Here is a 17,301-nt window from a genome sequence, read left to right as displayed (position 1 = left end):
ATTCGGTTCTGTGTCACGCTCGCCGCGAGCTGCCGCGGCGTGGAATCCCGAGTGGTGTCGGGGAAATCCGGGCTGGTTCAGCTCGACGTCCTGGCATCACCGAGCTCGGGAGAAGTCATGCTGAAACGCTGGCTGATCACGTCCGTGGTCACCGCACTGCTCATGACCGCGGCGGCGACCGGCGCGACCGCCGCCACAGCGCCGCTGGCGGGAAGGATCAAACCGGGTGTCACCTACAGCGGTCCGGGAACGTGGTACGACAGCGACGGTGACGGCGCGTGCCTCTTCGGGCCCTACAACGACCGAATGACCGTCGCGATGAACCAGACCGACTACGAGACGTCGAAGGCCTGCGGCGCCTACCTGGAGGTGCGGGCGTCCAACGGCAGGACCATCCAGGTGCGGGTCAACAACCTGTGCCCGTCGCCGTGCCGGGTCGGCCAGCTGGACCTGACCAAGGAGGCCTTCGCCCGCCTGGCCGACCCGGTGGTCGGCGAGATCTCGGTGACGTGGAGATTGCTCAGCCCTGCCATGTCGAGCGGGATCTCGTTGCGGTACAAGGACGGTTCGTCGCAGTGGTGGTGCGGGATCCAGGCGGTCGACCACCGCAACCCGGTGGCGCGGCTCGAGGTGCAGACGAGCGGTGGGTGGTGGAAGGAGTTGCGCCGCACCGACTACAACTACTTCCTGTCCGAGGACGGGGCCGGGTGCGGTGGCGCCATCGCGATCACCGACATCTACGGGCAGCGGCTCGTGAGCAACCCGCTGCCGATCCGGCCGGGCGTCGCCCAGTCGACGAACCTCCAGTTCGCGCAGCGCTGACGGCCGCCTCGGTTCCGAAGTGGATGGTGGTGGCGAGCCCGGTCGTCACCACCCGTCCGCACTGTCACCGTGCTGGTACCGGCCTGTTTCGACTATTTCGACGCCGATGCCGAAAAGCTTTTCAGTCCTGATCGGTTCATTCCGTACGAGGCTGCCGTGAAAACTGGCTCTTGTCGGCGACGTGATCCAGGCAATAAACTTCCCAGAGCGAGATGTTAGCGCTAACATTCGGAGGTGGTGCAATGACGCACAACCGCAGGACTTTTCTCACCGCCGGTGCCGCAGGAATGGCGGGTGTCGTACTCGGAGGCCGTGCCGACGCCGCGGTGTGGGAAAACGTTCTCTCTGGAACGTTCGCGAACTACAACACGCTGGAAGCGGCGTGGAACTACCGCTATCCCTGGGGGTCGGACCACAACGGCACCGCGCGGATGTACGGCAGCCCGAGCGACCACAACCACGTCTACCTGGAGGGAGGGGGAGTTCTGGTGGTGAAGGCGACCCGCATCACCTGGGACGAGGGCAACAGCTCCGCCGACCCGCACCTCCCGATCCGGTACCACTCGGGCGCGATCCACGCGAAACAGCACGTCCTCGTGAACGACCAGTTCCCGTCGTGGGAGGTCAAGGGCGAGTTCCAGGCGCCGTCCGCCCGCGGGACCTGGCCCGCCTTCTGGCTCACCGGCGCCACGAGCTGGCCGCCGGAAAGCGACATCCTCGAGTTCAAGGGTGACTCGCGGAACTGGTTCAACACCTACCGCAACGCCAGCGGTGGATGGTCGAACACGGTCGTGAACGTCAGCAACCCCGGCGGCTGGCACGGCTACCGGGCGTGGATCACCAAGGTGAGCGCGACCGACGTGGACATCCACTACTACCTCGACGGCAACTGGGTGGGGCAGCACCGCGGCGCCGGCTTCGTCGGCAAACCGATGTGGCTGATCATCAACCTGCAGATGGAGGGCTCGTCCGGCTCGCCGGGGCCCTCGTCGGACACCTACTACCGCGCCCGCAACGTCTACATGGGGCGCAACCGCGTCTGACCCGCCCGGCGTGAGGCTTGCCGAGACCGTGTTTTCCGAAGAATGCGCGTGCCGTCACTGACGTGGTGCGGGCCGCTGAAAACGTAAACAGCTTGTCATCACAAATACCTGACGGCTGTTGAGCAGTCCCGCATTGATTCAATAATGTCGTCGAAACGCTTCGACGTGAGTGCCGAGGAGGCGGTGGAATGATCACCATCTGCGACGTTGCGCGGCACGCGGGTGTCGCCGCGAGCACTGTCTCCTACGTGCTCACCGGCAAACGACCGATCTCCGCTGCGACCAGGTCGAGGGTTCTCGAAAGCATCCGCGTGCTCGGCTACCACCCGCACGCCGGTGCGAGGACGTCGGCGGCCAGCCGGACCAACGTGGTGGCCGTGGCGGTGCCGTTGCGGGACGGTGTGCACGTGCCGGTGCTGATGCGGATGGTGGCGGCGGCCGTCACCACCGCCAGACGCCACGGCCTGGACGTCCTGCTGATGACCGCCGATCAGGGTGTGGGCGGTCTGCGCGGGATCGCGGGCAGCGCGCAGGCCGACGGTTTCCTGGTGCTGGACGTCGAGATGGACGACGAACGGGTACCGCTGCTGCGTCAGCTCGCCCAGCCCTCGGTGCTCATCGGTCAGCCCGCGACCACCGCCGGGCTGACGTGCATCGACTTCGACTTCGAGGCGGCGGGTGCCGCCTGTGTGGAGCACCTGGCCGACGCGGGACACCGCTACATAGGTTTTCTCGGTGCGCCCACGGCGGTCTACCAGCGCGGGACGGGGTTCGCCCATCGTGCGATGGTCGGTTTCGGCGCGGCAGCCATGCGCAGGGGCGTCACGTCGACGATCAGACCGACCTCGGGTGACCACCGTTCCGTGCTGAAGGCCACCGGGGCACTCCTGCGGGCTCACCCGGCGACGACGGCGCTCGTGGTGCACAACGAGGCCGCGCTCGGCCGGGTCGCCGTCAGCCTGCGCGCGCAGGGCCGCAGGGTGCCGGAGGACGTCGCCGTGGTCGCCATCTGCCCGGACGAGCTCGCCGAACAGGCGACACCGTCGTTCACCTCGGTGGGGGTGCCGGTGGAGGAGCTCGGCCGGCGCGCGGTGGAGCTCCTGGTCGGCAAGCTCAACGGGCAGACCGTTCCGTCGCTGACCCTGCTCGAACCGAAGCTGTCCGAACGCGCGAGCACGGCCGGGGTGCCCGGCCGTGCACTTGCCCGACGAACGAACCCGTCGAGAAGCGCCTGAGTCAGGCGCTCTCGCGGAACACCATCGCCGTCGGCAACAGCACCGATGGCGGCAGACCCTCCTCGCCGGCCAGCTCCGCGAGCAGCCGCCACGTCATCGTGCGGCCCAGTGCCTCGACCTCCTGCCTCACGGTGGTGAGCGGAGGCACCGCCGTGGAGGCCAGCACGGAGTCGTCGAACCCGACGACGGCGACGTCCTCGGGTACCTTCCTGCCACCGGCGCGCAGGACCCGCAGTGCGCCCAGCGCCATGATGTCGGCGGCCACGAACACCGCGTCGAGGTCCGGCGCCCTGCTCAGCAGCTCCTCCATCGCCGAAGCTCCGCTGTCGGGCGTGAAGTCGCTGTGCACCACCAGGTCCGCGGGCCGCTGCGCCTCTCCGACACCGCGCCGCCACCCGCTCAGCCTGTCGATGCCGACGGTCATGTCCTGCGGTCCGGCGATCGTCGCGATCCTCTTGCGCCCCAACGAGACGAGGTGGCGCGTCGCGTGCAACGCGCCGGTGAAGTTGTCGGCGTCGACGAACGGGACGTTGCCGATGAGGAGGGGACGGCCTCCGACCACCACCGGCAGGCCCCTGGCGCTCAGGATCTGCGGCAGGGGATCACCTCCGTGCAGACTCAGCACGAGCGCGCCGTCCACGTGCCCGCCGCTCAGGTAGGCCACCAGGTCGTGGTTGTCGTCCGGCTGGCTCATCATGACCAGGAGCTGGATCCTCCTGCCGGTGAGCTCCGTGTGCACGCCGCGCAGCACACCGGCGAAGAACGGGTCCGCGAGCACGCGGCTGCCCTGTTCGGACACGACCAGCGCGATCGCGTTCGCCTTGCTGCCGGCCAGCGTCCGCGCCGCGTGGTTGGGGCTGTAGCCGAGGCGCTCGATCGCGAGGTGCACGGCCTGACGGGTCCGGTCGCTGACCTGCTCCCCGCCGTTGAGCACCCTGGACACCGTGGACTTCGACACCCCGGCCGCGAGCGCGACCTCCACGATGCGCGGGCCGGGGCGTCTGCCGGTGTCGGTCACGGAGTGGCGACGAGCGCGTTGCCGCGTGCGACCTGCGCGAACCACTTCGCGCTCAACTTGGGTGTGCGGACCTGGGTGTCGTAGTCGACGTGGACGATGCCGAACCGCTTCGCGTATCCCTCTGCCCACTCGAAGTTGTCGAGCAGTGACCAGCAGAAGTAGCCGCGCAGATCCACTCCCATCTCGATGGCGTCGTGTGCGGCGCGCAGGTGGGACTCCAGGTACGCGGTCCTGTCCAGGTCCTGGATCCCGTTGCCGTCGATCTCGTCGCGGAAGGCCGCGCCGTTCTCCGTGATGTAGAGCGGCAGCCGCGGGTACTGCGCGTGCAACCGCAGGAGCACCGACGTGAGCCCGTCCGGCCGCACCTCCCACCCCATGTCGGTGACCGGCGCGTCACGGCGGGGGAACGAGTGGTCCCCGACACCGACCCACGGCGACGGCGCGGTCTCGCCGGGTTCGGCGCTGACGAAGTGCTCGGTGTAGTAGTTGACGCCGAGCATGTCGAGCGGCGCCGAGATGAGACCGAGGTCGCCGTCCCGGACGTGCCGGGTGAAGCCGAACGGCTCCAGGTCGGCCAGGACGTCCGCCGGGTACCTGCCGCGGAACAGCGGGTCGAGGAAGATGCGCTGCTGCAGGCCGTCGAGCCGCCGTGCGACGTCCTGGTCGGCAGGGGACGACGGGTCGGCGGGGATGATCGGGTACATGTTGAGCGTGATACCCACGCGCGTGTACGGCGTGGCGGCCCGGATCGCTTCTGCCGCAAGGCCGTGCCCGAGCAGCAGGTGGTGCACGGCCGCGGCGGCGGCACCGGGTTCGGTGCGCCCCGGGGCGTGAACTCCGGCCGCGTAGCCGAGAAACGCCGAGCACCAGGGTTCGTTCAGCGTGGTCCAGGTGGTGACGCGGTCACCGAGCGCCTCCGCGGCGGTGGTGGCGTAGTCGGCGAACCGGAACGCGGTGTCGCGCTCCGCCCAACCGCCGGCTTCTTCCAGCTGCTGCGGGAGGTCCCAGTGGTAGAGCGTCGGCCACGGCTGGATGTCGTGCTCCAGCAACGTGTCCACGAGCCTGCTGTAGAAGTCGAGCCCGGCCTTGTTGATGGCGCCACCGTCCGGGCGCACCCGCGGCCAGGCGATGGAGAACCGGTAGGCCCTCAGCCCGAGGTCGGCCATCATCCGGACGTCCTGCGCGAACCGGCGGTAGTGGTCGGCCGCGGGCTCACCGCTGTCACCGCCGACCACCTTGCCGGGCTGCCGGCAGAACTCGTCCCAGATGGAGTCCGTGCGACCGTCCACATCGGTCGCTCCCTCGACCTGGAACGCGGCGGTGGCCGCGCCCCAGAGGAATCCCTGCGGGAAAACGATGTCCGTCACATTCATCCCTTCACGGCGCCCTGCATCACACCGGCGACGATCTGCCGCCCGAGGACGAGGAACACGATCAGCACCGGAACCGTCGCGAGAGTCGTTCCGGCGAGCACGAGCGAGTAGTCGACGTAGTAGCCGCTCTGCAGCTTCTCCAGTGCGACCTGGAGAGTCGGGTTGTCGGGGGTCAGCACGATCAGCGGCCACAGGAAGTCGTTCCAGGACTGCATGAACGTGAACACGCCGAGCATCGCGGCCGCCGGTCGGGCAGCGGGCAGTGCGACGTGCCAGAACGCGCGCCACAGGCTGCAACCGTCCATCCTGGCGGCCTCGACCAGCTCGTCGGGCACGGTGTCGACGAGGTACTGCCGCATCCAGAAGACCCCGAACGCGGTGACGAGGTTCGGCACGATCACGGATTCGAGCTCGCCCGCCCAGCCGAACTCCGCCATGGCCATGTACAGCGGGATGATCCCGAGCTGGGTCGGCACCGCCAGTGTCGCGACGACGAACAGGAACAGCACGCCGCGACCGCGGAACCGCAGCTTGGCGAAGGCGAACCCGGCCAGCGTCGACAGCAGCACCACCGACACCGTCACGGTCCCGGACACGATGAAGCTGTTGGCCAGCCCCTTCCAGAACGGGATGGTGTCGAACACGCGCACCGCGTTGGCGAAGAAGTTCCCGCCGGGCACCAGCGTGAAGTCGCCGGTCAGCACCGAGTTGTCGCGGCTCGCCACCAGGAACGACCAGTAGAACGGGAAAGCCGAGCCCAGCACGAACGCCGCCAGCAGTCCGTAGACCACGAAGGAAGGACGTTTCATCGCACGGCCCTCCTCGTGAGCCAGAAGTTGAGGCCTGCCACCGCGATCACGATCAGGAACAGCGTCCACGCGATCGAGGCGGCGTAGCCGAGGTCGAACTGCTGGAACGCCGACTGGTACAGGTAGAGCACGACGGTCTGGTACTGGTGCACGGCGCCGCCGCCGCTGCCGCCGGCGGGATCGAACAGCTTGGGTTCGGTGAAGATCTGCAGTCCGCCGATCGTCGAGGTGACGATGACGAAGATCAGCGTGGGTTTCAGCATCGGCAGCGTGATGCTGAAGAACTGCCGCACGGGGCCGGCGCCGTCCACCACCGCGGCCTCGTACAGGTCGCGGGGGATCGCGAGCATCGCGGCCAGGACGATCAGCGCGTTGTAGCCGGTCCAGCGCCAGTTGACCATCGACGCGATCGCGACGTGGCTGCCGAAGGTGTCCGCCTGCCAGTCGATCGGCGGGATCCCCACCACCGACAGCACGGAGTTGACCAGTCCGAACTGAGGCCCGAACAGGTTGCCGAAGATGATCGTCAACGCGACCAGCGACGCGACGTAGGGCAGCAGCACGCCCATCCGCCACATCGTCCTGGCCCTCAGGTTCGCGGCGAGCAACGCGGCGAGCACCACCGCGACGATCACCTGCGGCACGCTGGAGAGCAGGAAGATGCTGAAGGTGTTGAACAGCGCGTTCCAGAACTGGCCGTCGGCGAACAGCGTCCGGTAGTTCTCGAGACCGACGAACGCCGGGTCGTCCGCGCCCAGGTCCCAGTCGAACAACGACACGTAGGCCGTGTACAGCAAGGGGAAGAGCCCGATCGCCCCGAACAGCACGAAGAACGGCGCCACGAACAGGTACGGCGACACCTTGCTGTCCAGTTTGGACAAACGATGCCGGAAGGGCGGGCGCTTGCGAACCTGCTCGGCTCGCTCGCGCCGCACCTCCCTGGTGAGAAGGGTGGTCACTTGGCCGCCTTCTGGGCTTCCTGCACGGCGGTCTTCCAGGCCTCGTCGGCGTTCTTGCCCTGCTCGATCGACTGCAGTGCCGGGCTGAACACGTTGTCCTGGATCTGGCCGTCCTGAGGGCCCTTGTACTGGGCGGCCGCGACCTTCTTGGCTTGCGTGGCGAACAGCGCGCCGGCCTTGACGTCACCGAAGTAGGCGTTGGTCTGCTCCAGCAGAGCAGGGTCGCTCAGGGCCTTGACCTGGCTCGGGAACGTGCCCTTCGCCTTGAACGCCTTGATCTGCTGCTCCGGAGCCGTCAGCCAGGCCGCGAGCTCGGCGGCCTTCTGGGCGTTCTTGCCCTGCTTCGGCACGGTCAGGTACGAACCGCCCCAGTTGCCGCCACCGTTCGGGAACGCGTCGGTGACCGCCCACTTGCCCTTGTTCTCCGGACCGGCCTGGGCCTCGATCACGCCCAGCATCCACGACGGGCACGTCTTCGTGGCGAACGCACCGGCCTTGAACCCGGTGTTCCACTCGTTGCTCCACGCGACGAGCTTGGCCGACTGCCCCTTCGCCACGGCCTTCGTCACCGCGTCCCAGTCACCCCTGATCGCGGCGTTGGACTCGACGACCAGCTTGTCGCTCTTGTCGAAGTAGCCGACCTCGTGCTGGTTGTGCATGGCGTTGAAGATCTGCGAGGCGCTGTCGAACCAGGCGACGCCGCCGGACTTCGCGATGAACTGGTCACCGGCGGCGAAGTAGCTGTCCCACGTGGCGAACAACGACTTCACGGCCTCCGGGTCCGAGGGCAGCCCCGCCTTCTCGAACAGGTCCTTGCGGTAGCACATGGCCAGGGGACCGATGTCGGTGCCGTAGCCGATCAGCTTGCCGTCCTTGGTGGTCGCGGCATCGGTCTTCCACTTGAGCCAGCGGTCGCCCGCGACGTCCTTCGGCCCGATCGCGCCGAGGTCGTTGAACTGGCTCGCCTTCGACATCACCTGGCTGAGGTAGCCCTCCTCGATCGCCTCGACGTCGGCCAGGCCGGATCCCGCACCCAGCTTGGTGAAGAGGTTCTGGTGGTGGGGAGAGGCCTGGCCCGCCTTGCGCTGGGTGATCTTGATGTCGGGGTGGGACGCCTCGTACTCCTTGAAGAGGTCCTCGTAGCCGAACTCGTTGAACGTCGCGACGGACAGCTCGGTCTTGCCATCGGCGGTCTGGCTCGTCGCTCCGCCCGAACCACAGGCGGTGATGGTCGCAGCGGACATGGCGGCGAGGGCCAGGACGCTGGTCAAACGGCGGGGACGCACGGGAGAACTCCTCTGGTCTCAGCGGCGGATTCTGGGAGCGCTCCCAGACGGGCAGAGTCTGATTCAGTGCGCTTCGAGGTGTCAAGGAATCCTGATCCACTTGTAACTAAGGTCCAGGTGCTCCTGTCGTCGCGATCGCGGCCGAATCTGCCCTGAGCTGCTCTTATAGCGTTCCTGATGGGTGGCCTGGTTGCTCGTTCCGGGTCGCGCGGCAACTGGGTCCGGTGTCCGGAACGTCGCTGTCGTTCGCGCGTTTCCTGGGAGCGCTCCCAGACTTTGGGAGGCTGAACCCGTCGGCAAGATCGCGATAATCTCCGGTCAGGCGGCGGCGAGGATGCGGAGTTCCCGGTGGATCTGCGGCAGATGGAGTACGCGGTGGCGATCGCCGAGGAGCTCAGCTTCACCAGGGTCGCCGAGCGCTACCACATCGCGCAGTCCGGTCTCAGTCACCAGATCAACCAGCTCGAACGCGAGGTCGGGTCGTGGTTGTTCGACCGCACCAGCCGCCGGGTCGAACTCACCGCGGCGGGTGAGGTGTTCGTCGCGTGTGCACGGCAAGTGCTGCGCGCCGTGCAGGAGACGACTGCCGAGATCGCTTCGCTCGACGAACGCGTCCAGGGCCGCCTGCGCGTCGGCGCGCCGACGATCACGGCTTCGGACCTGGACATGCTCGGACTGTTCAGGGAGTTCCAGGAGTCCTGTCCCGCGGTCGAGCTCGTCATGTCCGACGTGGGTGGAGTGACGGCCGCGAGTCACCTCGTGACCGGTGAGCTCGAGATCGCGCTTCTGGGACTGCACGAGCACCAGTTGCCCACCGGGCTTGCGCACCACCTGCTCCGGTTGCATCCGCTCGTGGTCGTCGTCGGCAGGCGGCATCGCCTGCGGGGGACCGGCGCCACCGGTCTGGGGGAGCTGGCGAACGAGCGTTTCCTCGACTGCGGCACGGACACCTCGCTCCGCGTCCAGGTGGACGCGGCGTTCGGCAGGGCCGGTGCCCGCCGCCGGAGTGCCTGCGCGTTGCAGAGCACCGCTGACCTCACGTCGCTGGCCCTGGAGGGAATCGGCGTGACCGTGGTGCCGCGACCCGTGGCCGACGCGGTCGTCCCTCCCGATCTCGCGGACTGCGTGCTGCGCATCGACGATCCTCATGCCCTGCAGCCCATGGCGCTCAGCTACCGCGCGCCGGTGCCTGCCTCACCGGCGGCCCAGGCGTTCCTGCGAACGGCTCTCGCCCGCCTGACGCCTCGCTGACGCGGGATCGAAATCCTCGATCGTTGGCTGCACGTATTGATATTGGTCTTGGTCGTGCCGATCGGGATGATCTCAGCAGGTCGACCGAAAGGGCGTTCATGCCGACTGAGACCATGAAAGCGGTCCGGCTCACCCGGCAAGGCCCACCGGACGTCCTCAGTTGCGATGAGCTGCCTGTTCCCTCCATTCGTGCGAACGAAGTGCTCATTCGCAACGAGGCGGCGGGCATCACTTTCACCGATGTCGAGCGTCGCCGTGGCGGTTATTGTCCTTTGGCCACCCGCCTGCCCCGCGTTCTGGGAGGTGAGTTCTCGGGAGTGGTGACCGCGGTCGGTGACGAGGTCACCGGCGTGCGGGTAGGAGACCGGGTCTTCGGGATCGCCCATCCCGCCCGGTCCGGTTGTTACGCCCAGTACGTCGCGGCACCCGCCGGCGAGGTGTTCCCCCTGCCGCACGACCTCGGATTCGCCGAGGCGACGGCGTTGCTGGTGCAGGGTCTGACCGCGTACCTGATGCTGCGCGACGGCGTGCGACTCGCGAAGAACGACTCCGTCCTCGTGCTCGCCGCCGCGGGAGGCGTCGGTTCCCTCGCCGTGCAGCTGGCGCGGATCATGGGAGCGAGCCAGGTCGTCGGCGCGGCGGGCACGCCCGAGAAACGACAACTCGTCCTCGGCCTGGGCGCGGACTCCGTGGTCGATTACACGCAGCCCAGGTGGCACACCGAAGTGCTGCGCAAGACCGGCGACCGGGGTGTCGACGCGGTGATGGTCTGCGGTGGTGGCGAGATGCTCGCCGAGGCGACGGCCGGCCTGGCTCCCTTCGGCCGTCTCGCGGTGCACGGCACGGTGAACGGGGAGATGCCGGTCGTGAATCTCACGGCGGGGCTGGCCAGCCAGGTCCTGATGAACCTGTCGTTCACCTTCTTCGCTCTGCACTTCTACTTCCTGTACGCCCGCTCCGAGTTGGCGCTGGCACTGGAGGAGATGGTCCGTCTCGTGCGAGAGGGCCGGCTGCGGCTCGTCCTCGATCAGCAGTTCCCGTTGTCGGCCGCGGCAGAGGCGCACCGGCTTCTCGAGGGGCGGCGGAGCACGGGAAAGATGGTTCTGCTGCCCTGGGCGGACTGACTCGTCGAACGGATTCGACGATGGAGCGGCAGCGTTCGACGACGCATTCGACGAAACCACTTCCGGTGAAAATCGGAGCTTTCCCCGAAACGCTGCTCGATCGACGTCGAAATGGTCGAAACCTGGGCTCTGAAGCCTGGTCAGTCGCGTGCCTGAATCGGTCTGGGCATTGTCTTCCCGGTTGGATGCTCTTTAGCATCTGAGTTCCTGAACATCAGGTTTTGGAGCGTTGATGACGACACCGGGAATGTCTCGCCGCGGCTTTCTGGCGGCGCCGGGCGTCGCACTGAGAAGAACCGTCCTGGCCCTGCTGGCAGCTCTGTCCGTCACAGCCGCGACGGCGTCGCCCGCCTCGGCCTACCCCGGACCGGGCCGGGTGACGGGAGACGTCGGTGTGCACGATCCGAGCGTGGTCAAGCGCACCGACGGCAGCTACCTCGTGGCGCACACCGGCGACAACATCTCGCTCAAGACCTCCACGGACCGGATCGCCTTCCGCGACGCCGGGCCGGCGTTCCCCGGCGGCGCGCCGTGGACCACGGGCTACACCGGCGGTGGCCGCCACCTCTGGGCGCCTGACCTGTCCTACCACCACGGCCAGTACTGGCTGTACTACTCGGCTTCGACGTTCGGGTCGAACAAGTCCGCGATCTTCCTGGCCACCAGTCCCAGCGGCAACTCCGGCACCTGGACCCACCGCGGCCTCGTCGTCGAGTCCCGGACGTCGGACGACTTCAACGCCATCGACCCCGACCTGGTCGTCGACCACCAGGGCCGCTGGTGGCTGAGCTTCGGATCGTTCTGGTCCGGCATCAAGACGGTCGCTCTCAACCCGTCGAACGGCCTGCGGTCCGACTCCGTGATCCGTTCGATCGCCGGCCGCAACGGCGGTCCGATCGAGGCGCCGACCATCGTCAGGCGCGGTTCCTACTACTACCTGTTCGTCTCCTTCGACTACTGCTGCCGAGGCGCGTCCAGCACGTACCGGGTGATGGCCGGGCGCTCGACCAGCGTCACCGGGCCGTTCCACGACCGCAACGGCACTCCCATGACCTCCGGCGGCGGCACGGAGATCCTGGCCGGTCGAGGCAACGTGCACGGCCCGGGACACCAGGACGTCTTCGCCGACGTCGACAGCGATGTCCTCGTGTACCACTACTACGCCGACAACGGCGCTCCACTGCTCGGCATCAACCTGCTGGCCTACGACGCGGCAGGCTGGCCGTTCGTCTACTGAGGACACTGTGAGGCAATCTTGGGATCAGCTACCGCGCGACACCGTGGGCGCGCCACCGTCGTCCTGGCCGCCACGGTCACGCTGCTGGGTGGAACCACCAGCGCGCTGCCGACGACGGCGTCCGCCGCGATCGTCGACACCAGCGCGTCGTACGTGCTGGTCAACCGCAACAGCGGCAAGGCTTTGGACGTCTACGAGCTGGCCACCGCCGACGGAGCGCGGATCTCGCAGTACACCCGCAACGACGGCGCGTGGCAGCAGTGGCAGTTCGTCGACTCCGGCGGCGGCTACTACCGGCTGAAGTCCAGGCACAGCGGCAAAGTCCTCGACTTCCCGTCCACCGCGGACCGGACGGGCCTGGTGCAGACGACCGACGCCAACCGGGCCGGCCAGCAGTTCCGGCTCGTCGACTCGCCGGACGGGCGGGTCCGGCTGGTCAACCGCGCGAGCGGCAAGGCCGTCGACGTGCTCGGCTTCTCCACCGCCGACGGCGCCGAGGTTGTCCAGTGGCCGGACACCGGGGGCACGAACCAGCAGTGGCAGCTGGTGAAGCTCGGCGCGGCCCGCACCTTCACCAACCCGATCAAGCGCAACGGCCCCGACCCGTGGCTGCAGTACCACAACGGCTACTACTACCTGGCCACGACGACGTGGAACTCCACGATCACCATGCGCAGGTCGCGGACGTTGGCAGGACTGTCGAGTGCCGCGGACACCGTGGTGTTCACCCTGTCCGGCAGGCCGAACGGGTGCTGCAACATGTGGGCGCCGGAGTTCCACCTGCTGAACGGCCGCTGGTACCTGTACTACGTGGCCGGCCAGAACGTGCCGGACTTCAACCCGACGCAACGGTTGCACGTGCTGGAGAGCTCCGGCAGTGACCCGATGGGGCCGTACACGTTCAAGGCGGACCTGGGCGACACGTGGGAGATCGACCCGAGCATCCTGCAGCACAACGGAAAGCTCTACCTGCTGGGCAGCGCGATCGACGGCACCCAGAGCCTGACGATCACACCGCTGTCCACCCCGTACACGATCGGCGGCGCCCGGCGCACGATCAGCCAGCCCACCCTGGCGTGGGAGAACCAGGGAGGGCAGGTCAACGAGGCCGCGGAACCGCTGTACCACAACGGCCGCACGATGATCGTCTATTCCGCCAGCGCGTGCTGGGGGCCCGACTACAAGCTGGGCCTGCTCACCCTGACCGGCACGGATCCGCTCAACCGCGCGCACTGGACCAAGTCGCCGAGCCCGGTGTTCCAGCGCAACGACGGCAACGGCGTGTACGCACCGGGCCACAACGGGTTCTTCAAGTCACCGGACGGCACCGAGGACTGGATCGTCTACCACGCCAACGACTCGGCGTCCGGCGGCTGCGACATGAACCGCTCGACCCGCGCGCAGAAGTTCACCTGGAACTCCGACGGCACGCCGAACTTCGGCGCCCCTGTCCGGTTGGGCACCACTCTCACCGCTCCCTCGGGCGAGACGGGCTGAGACATCGAGATGAGGAACGAGTTGATCTACATCCCACGACTGCGGTGGTGCGTCAGTGCGGCGGCGCTGTCGACGGCGGCGTTGGCGGCAGCCGCCCTCGTGTTGTTCCCGGGACCCGCTGAGGCGGCGAGCACGCCCGGTGCCGCGGCAGCCCAGAGCGGGCGGTACTTCGGCGCGGGAATCTCCGGTCATCTCGACGAGGCCGCGTACGTGAACACGTGGACCACGGAGTTCAACGGCGTCACGCCGGGGAACGAGATGAAGTGGAGCACGACCGAGCCCAGACGCGACCAGTTCAACTTCGGTCCCGCGGACGAGATCGTCAACCGGGCCCGGGACAAGCGCATGACGATCCGCGGGCACACGCTGGTCTGGCACGCGCAACTCCCCAGCTGGGTCAACGACCTCGACGCCACCAACCTGCGTTCGGCGACGCGCAACCACATCAACCAGGTCATGGGCCACTGGAAGGGGCAGATCTACGCCTGGGACGTGGTCAACGAGGCGTTCCTGGGAGACGGCACCCGCCGCCAGTCGGTCTTCCAGCAGAAGCTCGGCGACGGCTACATCGAGGAAGCGTTCCGCGCGGCCCGCGCGGCAGACCCGAACACCAAGCTCTGCTACAACGACTTCAACACCGACGGCGTCAACACCAAGAGCACGGCGATCTACAACATGGTGCGGGACTTCCGCAGCCGTGGGGTGCCGATCGACTGCGTGGGCTTCCAGAGCCACCTCAGCTCGAACTCCTCACTCGGCACCTATCAGGCGAACCTGCAACGGTTCGCCGATCTCGGCGTCGACGTGCAGATCACCGAGCTCGACGTCGGCGGCAGCGGCTCAGCCCAGGCCGACGTGTACCGGAAGGTCACCCAGGCCTGCCTGGCCGTCTCTCGCTGCACCGGCATCACGGTGTGGGGCATCACGGACAAGTACTCGTGGCGCAAGGAGGAGACACCGCTGCTGTTCGACGGCAACTACGCCAAGAAACAGGCCTACTACGACGTGCTCTACGCGCTCAACAACCCACGCGGCCCGGTGCGCGCGGTCGGGGCGGACAAGTGCCTGGATGTTCCGAACGCCTCGACCACGACAGGCACACAGCTGCAGATCTGGGCCTGCTCGACCGGATCCAACCAACAGTGGACCCGCACGACCGCGGGCGAGCTGACCGTCTACACCGGTGACTCGCGACGGTGTCTCGACGCCTTGGGCGCCGGCACCGCCGACGGCACGGCGGCGATCATCTGGACCTGCCACGGCGGTGCCAACCAGAAGTGGAACCTGAACGCCAACGGCACCATCACCAACGCCCAGTCGGGGCTGTGCCTGAGCGTGAACGGCGCCGCGACCGTCAACGGCACCCGTGTGGTCCTGGGAACCTGCAACGGCGGCGACCACCAGCGGTGGTCCTTCTGAGAAGTTGTGATCCAGAGGTCGTGTCCCCGAGCTACCGCACGGGGACACGGCTGTTCTGGACGCAGGGTGCTCCCTAGTAGGTGCTGGCGAATTGGCCAGTACCCTGGACGTAGCGGGCGTTGTACGTCGAGCAGTAGACGTACGACGTCCCGCTGCCGCCGCGGATCATCGGCCCCCTGTACTGCTGGCCGTTGGTGCAGTCGGCGATCGCCTGGAAGTAGAACTCCTTGTTCCCTTCGCACCGGACGCCGTAGGTGTGCTGGTCGTTCCAGGCGTAGCAGCTGACCTTCAGCGGCTCGGACGCGGAGGCGGGGACAGCGAACCCGCTCAGCACCGCGGCGAGCCCCAGGACGGCCAGAGCGCGATTTCTGGTCTTCGACATGGTTTCCTCTCGGTCGACACCATCAGGCCTTCCGGCCCTGCGTGCCAGGATGCAAGAGAATCCTTGCCGGACAGCGATTTCCCGAGAAGTGCGCAGAGGATTGTCCGAAGTGGCGGAGTAAGCGCTCGTCTTGCGCGAAGAGGCCCATGTCGTCAGCCTTTGAGGCGTGGGAACAGTGCCTCGGCATTGCCGCGGTCGATCGCCTCGCGCAGCTTCGCGTCGAGCGGGTAGTTCTCGTACTGCTTGGTGAGGAAGCCGATCGCGGGTGCTGGTGCGAACGGGAAGTCGCTGCCGTACGTGATGTGGTCGGGGTCGGCGACCTCGAGCAGGCTCGGCAGTGCGGCGGGCGTCGAGGACAGCGCGATGTCGTAGTAGAACTGTTTCAGCACCGCCAGGTGTTTGGGAACTTGGTGCTTCTGGTCGATCAGCGCCCACGCCTGCTGGAGCTTGTTCTTCTCGTTCAGCATCGTCAGCAGGATGCGGTAGGCGATGTAGGGGACGAAACCGCCGGCGTGGGCGAGGATGAACTTGATGCCGGGGTAGCGCTTCATCGACCCGGACAGGATCAGGCTGATCGCGGTGCGGGTGGTGTCGAGCAGGAAGTCCGCGGTGAACGAGGGGATGCCGGGGACGTCGGGCGCGGGCAGCTCGCCGGGGTGGATGAACACGGTGGTCTCCCGCTGGTGCAGGAACTCCAGCAGTGGCTGGAAGCCGGGGTCACCGAGGTAGCGGCCGTCGTTGTTGGCGAGCAGCACGATTCCGTCCGCGTGCAGGACGTCGAGCGCGTACTCGGCTTCGGCGAGCGCACCGTCCACATCGGGCAGTGTGAGGGTGGCGAAGAAGCCGAACCGGTCGGGGCGTCGCTGCACGAGTTCCGCGCAGTACTGGTTGATCTCCCTGGCCCAGCGGCGGGCTTCCGGCACGTCACCGAAGTACACGCCGGGAATGGTGAGCGAGAGGATGCCGGTCTGGATGTCGTTGCCGTCCATGAACTTCAGCGCGGAGTTCTCCGACCAGGCCGGCAGGTCCACGCCGCCGGGCCGGATGCCCTTCTCGTGCAGCCACGTCGCGTAGCGGGGAGGAACGACGTGCTGGTGGGTGTCGATCCGGCGTGCGCGGCTCATGACGTTTCCCCCGTCTTCGGTGTGACGAGCGCCGCCAGCACGCGTGGCAGAACCTCGGTCAGGAAGCTGTTGTCGGCGGTGCTGGGAGATTCGTTCAGCAGAGCGCGCTCCAGCATGGTCTCGTAGAGCGCGATGACCGTGATGACGGCGGCGTGGGGATCGACCGTCAATCGCAGGCCGAGGCGGTCGACCATGTCCTGCAGCACAGTCGCCAGAGCGTCGTGGAAGACCTGCTCGGCGGCGGCGGTCGCCGCGCGCAGCTCGGGTTGCCGCAGGGCTTGGGCGCGGAACTCGGCGTTGAGCAGGTACCACGTCTCATCAGCCGCCGGTGATTGCATGAACTGAGCCGCCGCGGTCAGCAGCACCCTGGTCACGGAGTCGCCATCACCGGGGTCCACAGTTGCCAGGCCGCTCTCCACCGCGGCGCGCAGCCGGTCCGCGCGGTCACCCATCTGTGCCTCGTACACCGCGAGGAAGAGCTCCTCCTTGCTGGCGAAGTTCGAGTAGAACGCGCCGCGGGTGAAGCCTGCCCGATCGCAGATCTGCTCGACGGGAGCGTCGCGGATGCTGGTCTCGCTGAACACCGCGTAGGCGGCTTCGACCAACCGCTGCCGCGTCTCGGACCTACGCCGCGTAATCCCTCTTGCCATCACACCAGCCCTATGAGTGACGCGATGCACGATGCATCGGATACATCGTGTATTTACGATACACGGTGTATC

16 protein-coding genes are annotated in these 17,301 nt (G+C 67.4%); 8 read left to right on the top strand and 8 right to left on the bottom strand.

Annotation, left to right across the window (positions count from 1 at the left end):
* The first annotated feature begins 117 nt into the window (after window positions 1-117).
* The 3 genes from ACFOWZ_RS30070 (at window position 118) to ACFOWZ_RS30060 (ending at window position 3,100) form a co-directional block, all read left to right on the top strand.
* Complete coding sequence (locus ACFOWZ_RS30070) at window positions 118-822, top strand: expansin EXLX1 family cellulose-binding protein (RefSeq protein WP_382377277.1); 705 nt, start codon at window positions 118-120, stop codon at window positions 820-822.
* A gap of 242 nt (window positions 823-1,064) precedes the next feature.
* Window positions 1,065-1,865, top strand: coding sequence for a family 16 glycosylhydrolase (locus tag ACFOWZ_RS30065; RefSeq protein WP_382377276.1), 801 nt, complete (start codon window positions 1,065-1,067; stop codon window positions 1,863-1,865).
* Window positions 1,866-2,053: 188 nt separating this feature from the next.
* Window positions 2,054-3,100: a LacI family DNA-binding transcriptional regulator gene (locus tag ACFOWZ_RS30060; protein ID WP_382377275.1), complete on the top strand. Its 1,047-nt coding sequence runs from the start codon at window positions 2,054-2,056 to the stop codon at window positions 3,098-3,100.
* A 1-nt stretch (window position 3,101) separates the two neighbouring features.
* Here the strand turns inward: ACFOWZ_RS30060 and ACFOWZ_RS30055 are convergent, their stop codons facing one another.
* The 5 genes from ACFOWZ_RS30055 to ACFOWZ_RS30035 are packed head-to-tail and all read right to left on the bottom strand — an operon-like array spanning window position 3,102 to window position 8,545.
* Window positions 3,102-4,118, bottom strand: coding sequence for a LacI family DNA-binding transcriptional regulator (locus ACFOWZ_RS30055; protein WP_382377274.1), 1,017 nt, complete (start codon window positions 4,116-4,118; stop codon window positions 3,102-3,104).
* Window positions 4,115-5,491 carry a GH1 family beta-glucosidase gene (locus tag ACFOWZ_RS30050; protein WP_382377273.1) on the bottom strand — a complete coding sequence of 459 codons (1,377 nt, stop codon included), beginning with the start codon at window positions 5,489-5,491 and terminating at the stop codon, window positions 4,115-4,117. Before ACFOWZ_RS30050 ends, ACFOWZ_RS30055 begins: the two co-directional genes overlap by 4 nt.
* Window positions 5,488-6,300 carry a carbohydrate ABC transporter permease gene (locus ACFOWZ_RS30045; RefSeq protein ID WP_051782954.1) on the bottom strand — a complete coding sequence of 271 codons (813 nt, stop codon included), beginning with the start codon at window positions 6,298-6,300 and terminating at the stop codon, window positions 5,488-5,490. Before ACFOWZ_RS30045 ends, ACFOWZ_RS30050 begins: the two co-directional genes overlap by 4 nt.
* Window positions 6,297-7,259, bottom strand: a complete 963-nt coding sequence (locus ACFOWZ_RS30040; RefSeq protein WP_382377272.1) for a carbohydrate ABC transporter permease — start codon at window positions 7,257-7,259, stop codon at window positions 6,297-6,299. Before ACFOWZ_RS30040 ends, ACFOWZ_RS30045 begins: the two co-directional genes overlap by 4 nt.
* On the bottom strand, window positions 7,256-8,545 hold the full coding sequence (locus ACFOWZ_RS30035) for an ABC transporter substrate-binding protein (protein ID WP_382377271.1): 1,290 nt from the start codon (window positions 8,543-8,545) through the stop codon (window positions 7,256-7,258). The genes ACFOWZ_RS30040 and ACFOWZ_RS30035 overlap by 4 nt, the downstream gene beginning before the upstream one ends.
* Window positions 8,546-8,893: 348 nt before the next feature.
* Here ACFOWZ_RS30035 and ACFOWZ_RS30030 point away from each other — a divergent pair, with 348 nt between their 5' ends.
* The 5 genes from ACFOWZ_RS30030 (at window position 8,894) to ACFOWZ_RS30010 (ending at window position 15,073) form a co-directional block, all read left to right on the top strand.
* Entirely contained in the window at window positions 8,894-9,796 is a 903-nt protein-coding gene (locus ACFOWZ_RS30030) for a LysR family transcriptional regulator (RefSeq protein WP_382377270.1), read from the top strand.
* 98 nt (window positions 9,797-9,894) lie between these two features.
* Entirely contained in the window at window positions 9,895-10,920 is a 1,026-nt protein-coding gene (locus ACFOWZ_RS30025; RefSeq protein WP_382377269.1) for a quinone oxidoreductase family protein, read from the top strand.
* Between the two features lie 232 nt (window positions 10,921-11,152).
* Entirely contained in the window at window positions 11,153-12,157 is a 1,005-nt protein-coding gene (locus tag ACFOWZ_RS30020) for an arabinan endo-1,5-alpha-L-arabinosidase (RefSeq protein WP_382377268.1), read from the top strand.
* 18 nt (window positions 12,158-12,175) lie between these two features.
* A complete protein-coding gene (locus ACFOWZ_RS30015; protein WP_382377267.1) occupies window positions 12,176-13,654 on the top strand; it encodes a family 43 glycosylhydrolase in 1,479 nt (492 codons plus the stop codon).
* A 9-nt stretch (window positions 13,655-13,663) separates the two neighbouring features.
* The gene (locus ACFOWZ_RS30010) at window positions 13,664-15,073 is read left to right on the top strand and encodes an endo-1,4-beta-xylanase (RefSeq protein ID WP_382377266.1); all 1,410 of its coding nucleotides are present in this window, start codon (window positions 13,664-13,666) and stop codon (window positions 15,071-15,073) included.
* A 73-nt stretch (window positions 15,074-15,146) separates the two neighbouring features.
* On the opposite strand, the gene ACFOWZ_RS30005 is transcribed toward ACFOWZ_RS30010, so the two are convergent.
* The 3 genes from ACFOWZ_RS30005 to ACFOWZ_RS29995 all read right to left on the bottom strand — a co-directional run bounded on the left by ACFOWZ_RS30005 (window position 15,147) and on the right by ACFOWZ_RS29995 (window position 17,229).
* On the bottom strand, window positions 15,147-15,455 hold the full coding sequence (locus ACFOWZ_RS30005) for a hypothetical protein (RefSeq protein ID WP_382377265.1): 309 nt from the start codon (window positions 15,453-15,455) through the stop codon (window positions 15,147-15,149).
* Window positions 15,456-15,607: 152 nt separating this feature from the next.
* Window positions 15,608-16,579, bottom strand: coding sequence for an amidohydrolase family protein (locus ACFOWZ_RS30000; RefSeq protein WP_382377264.1), 972 nt, complete (start codon window positions 16,577-16,579; stop codon window positions 15,608-15,610).
* Window positions 16,576-17,229 (bottom strand): TetR/AcrR family transcriptional regulator, encoded by a 654-nt coding sequence (locus ACFOWZ_RS29995; protein ID WP_382377263.1) that lies wholly within the window; start codon window positions 17,227-17,229, stop codon window positions 16,576-16,578. The genes ACFOWZ_RS30000 and ACFOWZ_RS29995 overlap by 4 nt, the downstream gene beginning before the upstream one ends.
* Window positions 17,230-17,301 lie beyond the last annotated feature (72 nt).

Source organism: Lentzea rhizosphaerae (genome assembly GCF_042649515.1).
Taxonomy (GTDB): Bacteria; Actinomycetota; Actinomycetes; order Mycobacteriales; family Pseudonocardiaceae; genus Lentzea; species Lentzea aerocolonigenes.
Note: the sequence above shows the minus strand (reverse complement) of the source record. Positions and strands in the feature narration are given on the sequence as shown.

What these genes read in the sequence shown, in the direction of transcription:
- ACFOWZ_RS30025 (WP_382377269.1), top strand. Translation starts at nt 9,895, where the DNA reads ATGCCGACTGAGACCATGAAAGCGGTCCGGCTCACCCGGCAAGGCCCA.
- ACFOWZ_RS30010 (WP_382377266.1), top strand. Translation starts at nt 13,664, where the DNA reads ATGAGGAACGAGTTGATCTACATCCCACGACTGCGGTGGTGCGTCAGT.
- ACFOWZ_RS29995 (WP_382377263.1), bottom strand. Translation starts at nt 17,229, where the DNA reads ATGGCAAGAGGGATTACGCGGCGTAGGTCCGAGACGCGGCAGCGGTTG.
- ACFOWZ_RS30070 (WP_382377277.1), top strand. Translation starts at nt 118, where the DNA reads ATGCTGAAACGCTGGCTGATCACGTCCGTGGTCACCGCACTGCTCATG.
- ACFOWZ_RS30020 (WP_382377268.1), top strand. Translation starts at nt 11,153, where the DNA reads ATGACGACACCGGGAATGTCTCGCCGCGGCTTTCTGGCGGCGCCGGGC.
- ACFOWZ_RS30065 (WP_382377276.1), top strand. Translation starts at nt 1,065, where the DNA reads ATGACGCACAACCGCAGGACTTTTCTCACCGCCGGTGCCGCAGGAATG.
- ACFOWZ_RS30060 (WP_382377275.1), top strand. Translation starts at nt 2,054, where the DNA reads ATGATCACCATCTGCGACGTTGCGCGGCACGCGGGTGTCGCCGCGAGC.
- ACFOWZ_RS30045 (WP_051782954.1), bottom strand. Translation starts at nt 6,300, where the DNA reads ATGAAACGTCCTTCCTTCGTGGTCTACGGACTGCTGGCGGCGTTCGTG.
- ACFOWZ_RS30005 (WP_382377265.1), bottom strand. Translation starts at nt 15,455, where the DNA reads ATGTCGAAGACCAGAAATCGCGCTCTGGCCGTCCTGGGGCTCGCCGCG.
- ACFOWZ_RS30050 (WP_382377273.1), bottom strand. Translation starts at nt 5,491, where the DNA reads ATGAATGTGACGGACATCGTTTTCCCGCAGGGATTCCTCTGGGGCGCG.
- ACFOWZ_RS30000 (WP_382377264.1), bottom strand. Translation starts at nt 16,579, where the DNA reads ATGAGCCGCGCACGCCGGATCGACACCCACCAGCACGTCGTTCCTCCC.